5 protein-coding genes and 1 pseudogene are annotated in these 6,182 nt (G+C 62.2%); 4 read left to right on the top strand and 2 right to left on the bottom strand.

The window, feature by feature from the left end; genetic code table 11:
* Positions 1-666 (top strand): annotated as a pseudogene (locus HP547_RS26415) (hypothetical protein); the annotation flags it as partial.
* Between the two features lie 128 nt (positions 667-794).
* Here the strand turns inward: HP547_RS26415 and HP547_RS26410 are convergent.
* The gene (locus HP547_RS26410; RefSeq protein WP_172288362.1) at positions 795-2,180 is read right to left on the bottom strand and encodes an aldehyde dehydrogenase family protein; all 1,386 of its coding nucleotides are present in this window, start codon (positions 2,178-2,180) and stop codon (positions 795-797) included.
* A gap of 108 nt (positions 2,181-2,288) precedes the next feature.
* On the opposite strand from HP547_RS26410, the gene HP547_RS26405 reads away from it, so the two are divergent.
* The 3 genes from HP547_RS26405 (at position 2,289) to HP547_RS26395 (ending at position 4,559) form a co-directional block, all read left to right on the top strand.
* Positions 2,289-3,158: a LysR substrate-binding domain-containing protein gene (locus HP547_RS26405; protein WP_172288360.1), complete on the top strand. Its 870-nt coding sequence runs from the start codon at positions 2,289-2,291 to the stop codon at positions 3,156-3,158.
* Positions 3,159-3,279: 121 nt separating this feature from the next.
* Positions 3,280-3,723 carry a carboxypeptidase regulatory-like domain-containing protein gene (locus tag HP547_RS26400; protein WP_172288358.1) on the top strand — a complete coding sequence of 148 codons (444 nt, stop codon included), beginning with the start codon at positions 3,280-3,282 and terminating at the stop codon, positions 3,721-3,723.
* 314 nt (positions 3,724-4,037) lie between these two features.
* On the top strand, positions 4,038-4,559 hold the full coding sequence (locus HP547_RS26395) for an acyloxyacyl hydrolase (protein WP_172230208.1): 522 nt from the start codon (positions 4,038-4,040) through the stop codon (positions 4,557-4,559).
* 32 nt (positions 4,560-4,591) lie between these two features.
* On the opposite strand, the gene HP547_RS26390 is transcribed toward HP547_RS26395, so the two are convergent.
* A partial coding sequence (locus HP547_RS26390; protein WP_172288356.1) for a TonB-dependent siderophore receptor occupies positions 4,592-6,182 on the bottom strand: 1,591 nt, incomplete at its 5' end.

The following is a 6,182-nucleotide window of genomic DNA, read 5'->3' as shown; positions in this document are numbered from 1 at the left end:
GGCCCGGCGATGGACAATGTGCTGAACCCACTGATTCAGGCACATCCGGCGGCGATCCAGGCGGCATTCAGTGGCAGCGCCGAGCATTACACCCGGGTCAGTTTCTTCGACACGGTGACGGTGCCGGAGCAGCCCACGGCGCTGATTGTCGATGACGAATGGGGTTTGTTTGGCTGGTTTCAGCGCCTGACTCACCAAGGCGTGCCGTTCGTGTTGCTGCAAAGCGCCCGCAAGGACTTCGAACTGTTCGTCGAGGACTGCATCGAGCTGTACCGGCATGGCACGCGGCCGCGCCATCCGATGCTGTTTCGTTATGCCAGCTGGCAGGCGCTGGAGCAGGACAAAGGCGATGACAAGGCGTTCGTTGCCGTGGCCACCATGCTGCGCAAGGGCTATACGCCGGAGCACTTTGCCAAGGCCAAGAGCCGCTACCGCTGGGACAAGGCGCCCAAGCTGTTCCTGGGGCGGGTACGGGATGTGAAAAACATGGAGTTTTCCCGGGTGATGGTGTCGCCAGAGCTGATGGTGCCGCCGCAGGTGGCGGGCAACCGCAATGAGCGGGCGCGGATGCTGGCGGGCTTGTATACCGCCTGTTCGCGGGCGCGGCATGAGCTGATCGTGCCGGGGGGGATGCTGGACTGGGTCAAGGACCAGGTTCGGGATTGAGGTCCTGGGGGCCTCGCAGCTTCACATAACTTACTGATTCAGCAGGGTACGCGGAGCGCCCAGCATCAGTGTCCTGTAGGAGCGGCCTTGTGTCGCGATGGGCCGCAAAGCGGCCCCCTGGCCTTGAATCAGTTACGATCCAGCCACACCGTCTGGGCATTGGTGAACTCACGCACACCAAAGTGCGACAGCTCCCGCCCGAACCCGCTCTTCTTCACACCGCCAAACGCCACGCGGGGGTCGGAAGCGCAGTAGCCGTTGATGAACACGCCACCGGTATCCAGCGCTGCCGTCATGCGCTCGGCCAGTGCATAGTCGGCGGTGTAGATGGTCGAAGCCAGGCCGAACTCGCTGTCGTTGGCCAGCTCCACGGCATGCTCGGCATCCCGCGCGGTGATGATCGCCGCCACCGGCCCGAACAGCTCCTGCTTGAATGCTGTCATTTCTGGGGTGACGTTGGCGAACACGGTCGGTGCATAGAAGTTGGCCACGCCTTCGACCTTGCTGCCACCCAACAGCAGGGTGGCGCCTTCGGCTAGGGTCGCCTGAACCTGGCCATCCAGCTCGTCGCGCAGGTCATAGCGGGCCATCGGGCCGATGTACGTGTCGTCTTCCAGCGGGTTACCCAGTTTCAGCTGGCGCGTGGCTTCTACGAACTTGCGCGTGAATTCATCGACGATGCTTTCTTCGACGATCAGGCGTTTGGCCGCAGCGCAGACCTGGCCGGTGTTCTGGTAACGGCCAATGACTGCCGCCTGCACGGCAGCATCCAGGTCAGCGTCAGCCAGCACGATGAACGGGTCGGAACCTCCCAGCTCGAGCACGCACTTCTTCAGCGCGGCGCCGGCCTGGGCGCCAATCGCCATGCCGGCGCGCACGCTGCCGGTCAGGGTCACGGCGGCGATGCGCGGGTCGTTGATGGCGCGGGTGACGCCGTCCGGGGTCACGTTCAGCACCTCGAACACGCCTTCCGGCAGGCCGGCATCCTTGAACAGCTCGCCCATCAGGTAAGCGCTGCCCATCACGTTCGGTGCGTGCTTGAGCACGTAGGTGTTGCCGGCCAGAATCGCCGGCACAGCGCCGCGCAGCACCTGCCAAACCGGGAAGTTCCACGGCATCACGGCAAGGATCGGGCCCAGCGGGCGGTATTCGATGCGGGCTTTTTCAACCTGGGTCGGCTCGGCGGCGAGCATGGCCGGACCATGTTCGGCGTACCAGCGGCACAGGCCGACGCATTTGCTGACTTCGCCACGGGCCTGGGCGACGGGCTTGCCGATTTCGCGGCTGATCATTTGCGCGAACGCTTCGGCCTTGGCTTCGAGAGTACTGGCCAGGGCCAGCAAGTACTCGCTGCGCTGACCCAGCGACACCTGGCGCCACTGGCGGTAGCCGACCTTGGCACGTTGCAGCGCCGCTTCCAGTGCGGCGTCGGTGTCGAACGGGTAGGCGCCGATCTGCTCGCCGCTGTACGGGTCGAGGGAGATGGCGTGGGTCAGGCTGCTGATCGCGCTCATGGCGGGACACTCTCGTTGTTGTTAATCAGGTGACGCCAGACTAGTGGGCTATGGGTTTAATGAAAACTGAATAATAATGAGCGAAACATTCACGTTTGGAGAAAGGCCGTGGACCTGGTGCAACTCGAGATTTTCAAGGCCGTTGCCGAGCACGGCAGCATCAGCGCCGCCGCACAGCACATCCATCGGGTACCGTCGAACCTGACCACGCGCATCAAGCAGCTGGAAGAAGACCTGGGCGTGGAGCTGTTCATTCGCGAAAAGAGCCGTCTGCGCCTGTCGCCTGCGGGCTGGAATTTTCTCGAGTACACCCGGCGCATCCTCGACCTCGTGCATGAAGCACGGCTGAGCGTGGCCGGTGATGATCCGCAGGGCACCTTCGCCCTCGGCTCGCTGGAAAGCACGGCGGCGGTGCGCATTCCAGCCTTGCTGGCGGCGTATAACCAGCGCTACCCCAAGGTTGACCTGGACCTGTCCACCGGGCCTTCCGGGACCATGCTCGAAGGCGTGCTGTCTGGTCGGCTGGTGGCGGCGTTCGTCGATGGCCCCGTGCTGCACCCCACGCTGGAAGGCATGCCGGTGTTCGAGGAAGAGATGATGGTCATCGCGCCGCTCAACCACGCACCCGTCACCCGCGCCCAGGATGTGAACGGCGAAAGCATCTACGCTTTTCGCGCCAACTGCTCCTACCGCCACCACTTCGAAAGCTGGTTCATCCAGGACCAGGCGGTGCCGGGCAAGATCCACGAGATGGAGTCTTATCACGGCATGCTGGCCTGCGTCAGCGCTGGCGCCGGCCTGGCCATGATGCCGCGCAGCATGCTCGACAATATGCCAGGGTGCAGCACGGTCAGTGCCTGGCCGATGTCGGAGGATTTCCGTTACCTGAAAACCTGGCTGGTCTGGCGCCGGGGCACGGTGTCGCGCAGTTTGAGCATGTTTGTGAAACTACTTGAGGAAGATAGCGTAGCTTTATGATTTAAAGCATTATTTTTCTTAAAGTGCGAATTTCATTCAGCTGACCCTGCATCCCCACGAACACCACTGCGCCTGGAGGATCAGATATTAGGTAAGCCATCCTCGAAAGGAGGGTCATACCATGCGTAACCATCACTATGCCCTTGGCGCGGCGCTGCTGATCACCCTGGCCATGCCATGGACCCTGGCCGCCGCTGCCGACCTCAATGCGCCCATCGACATGCAGGCGGTGCAACTGCAACCGCAGGAACAGAACGGCGTGCGCTATGTGCAAGGCGGTATCGGCCAGGATGAAGCCAATGCCCTGCGCAAGCTGCCGGGCTATGACCTGCACGTGGAACTCTCTACCGGGCCGGAAGGCAAGTTCCAGAGTGGCGCCACGGTCGATATCGACAATGCCCAAGGGCAAACCGTGCTCAGCGTCAGTGATGCCGGGCCTTTGCTGTATGTGCAGTTGCCACCAGGCAAGTACAAAGTCACCGGCAACGCCCAAGGTCAGACGGTACAGCAACAGGTGAGCGTGAGCGGCAAGGCGCCTGCGACCGTGAACCTGAACTGGCGTTGATCATCGCTATCTTGCGGGGCAGGGGCTTGGGTGAATGCCAGACCGTCAAGCAAAGGGGCCGCCTTGCGGCCCATCGCCGCGGTTCGTCGCCACGGCAAGCCAGGCTCCCACAAGTACGGCGCATGGCTTGCCGGCGATGCGGGGCTTGGGTGGTGGATTCGCCAATAGTGGCAATTCACTTTCAACTTTCTGTTTATCTGGTCAATAATCGGAAAAGTATTACTCCGTGTGACTGGTCGGGATGCGCCAGTCACCGCATAAGACCGAGGGGCCAGAGCCCCCGCTTGCCGTGTAGACCATCAGGAGAGTTGTTGATGAAAACCCGTCTCGCAGCTTCGCTGGCCGCTGCAGTGCTGGCCTGTGTCGGGGCCAACCTGGCCCAGGCCGCGCAGGTGTCCGGCGCCGTAGGGGCCACCAGCCAGGGCGACATGACATACCGTATCGGCCTGTCGTTCGACTGGGACACGAAGTGGCTGGAAAGCAGTACCGGGCATGTGACCGGTTACTGGGATGCCGGCTATACCTACTGGGAGGGTGGTGACGCCAGTGGCGCGCATTCGCTGTCGTTCAGCCCGGTGTTCACTTACGAGTTCAGCGGTTTCACCTACACCCCGTATATCGAGGCCGGCATTGGTCTGGCAGCGTTTTCCAAGACCGAGGTGGGTGACCAGCGCCTGGGTTCGTCGGTCAACTTCGAGGACCGTATCGGTTTTGGCCTGAAACTGCCGGGGGAGCAGAAGGTGGGGATCCGCGCGATGCACTACTCCAACGCAGGGATCAAAGAGCCTAACGACGGGATCGAGTCGTACTCGCTGTTCTACAGTAAGGCTATCTGAACAACCGGGGCCGCAAAGCGGCCCCACCTGCATCAGAAGGTGTAGGAAATCCCTGCCTGCACCGTCCGCGGTGCCCCCGGATAGGCGTAAAGGTTGAACGCCCCCTCGTCATACTCCTTGTTGAACACATTCTTCACGTCCAGGTTCAGGCGCACGTGCTCGTTGACTTTGTAGAAGGCCAGCAGGTCGACCACGGTGTACTGGTCCATGTTGTAGGTCACTGCCTCGGTCTGGCCATTGCGGTCGTCCACGTATTTCACTCCCATCCCCAGCCCAAGGCCCTTGGCGAAGCCGTCCTGGAACTCATAGGTGTTGAGCAGGCTGAAACTGTTGCGCGGAATGTTTGCCAGGCGCGTGCCGGTAGGCAGGCGGTTGTCCTTGGTCACTTCGGCATCGACATAGGCGTAGCCGCCGATCACACGCCACTCGGGGGTGATGTTGCCAGCGATGTTGATATCCAGGCCACGGCTGCGCACCTGGCCGGCGGCGACACTGAAGTTGGGGTCGACCGGGTCGCGGGTCAGCACGTTTTCCTTGACGATGTGATACACCGCCGCATCGACGCTCAGCTGGCGGTCAAGCGCCTCCCACTTCACGCCCAGTTCGTATGACTTGCCCTTTTCAGGGTCGAAGCCACCACCGCCGGCCGGGGTGCCAGTGTTGGGCTTGAACGAGCGCGCGGTGTTGGCATAGACCGCGACCGTGTCGGTCAGGTCATACAGCAGGCCGAAGCGCGGGGTCACGCCGTTTTCGCCCTTGTCGAAATCACCGGCATTGTTCAGCTTGTTGTCGTAGTCATGCTCGAAGCGCTCGAAGCGCACACCCGCCAGGGCCTTGAGGCGCTCGGTCAGCGCCACCTGGTCCTGAATGAAGAAGGCCCAGGTCTGCAGGTTTTCCTTGTCCCAGGTGGTGGTGCGCACCAGTGCCGGGCGGGGCTGGCCCAGCACCGGGTTGTAGATGTCTATCGGGTAAGGAGCAGAGGAGCGGCGGATGATCGAGTTGTAGTCGTAGTTCTCGTACTCCACGCCGGTCAGCAGGGTGTGGCTGAACGCACCGGTATCAAAGTGGCCGGTCAGGTTCAGTTGCCAGTCGCGGTCGGTCCATTCCAGCTTGCGGTAGTTGAAGTTGCGTTGCAGGGTGCGGCCGTCTGCCGGTGCGCCATCGGCTTCCACGGCGTTACCTTTGAGCGAGCCATCGAGGAACTGGAAACCACCGCCCAGCGTCCAGTTGTCGTTGAGCAGGTGCTCGAAACGCACTTGGGCCATGTTGTTGTCGTTGTGCAGCAGGTTGTCGCTGCCTTTTTCCCAGATATAGGTGTCGCGCGATGCGCTGCCGGTCTGGGTGGCGTAGCGGGTGAGGCCGCGGTCCAGCGGGTGGTTGTTGCGCATGAAATCGCCCTCGAAGACGATTCTGGTGCTGTCATTGACCTGCCAGCTGAGTACCGGCGCCACGTCATAGCGCTCGCTTTCCACGTCGTCACGGAAGCTGTCGCCGCCTTCGCCCAGCAGGTTCAGGCGGTAGGCCAGCGAACCGTCCTGGTTCAGCGGCCCGGTAGCGTCCAGGGTGGCCCGGTGCATGCCCTGATCATCGAACTGACTGCCCAGGGTCACCTTCGACTCGGGC

The sequence above is a fragment of the Pseudomonas sp. CM27 genome, assembly GCF_013179515.1.
Lineage (GTDB): Bacteria > Pseudomonadota > Gammaproteobacteria > Pseudomonadales > Pseudomonadaceae > Aquipseudomonas.
The sequence above is the reverse complement of the archived record's forward strand: the minus strand, read 5'-3'. Positions and strand labels throughout refer to the sequence as shown.

Excerpts from the sequence above, each read along its gene's own strand:
- HP547_RS26410 (WP_172288362.1), bottom strand. The coding sequence starts at position 2,180 with ATGAGCGCGATCAGCAGCCTGACCCACGCCATCTCCCTCGACCCGTAC.
- HP547_RS26400 (WP_172288358.1), top strand. The coding sequence starts at position 3,280 with ATGCGTAACCATCACTATGCCCTTGGCGCGGCGCTGCTGATCACCCTG.
- HP547_RS26395 (WP_172230208.1), top strand. The coding sequence starts at position 4,038 with ATGAAAACCCGTCTCGCAGCTTCGCTGGCCGCTGCAGTGCTGGCCTGT.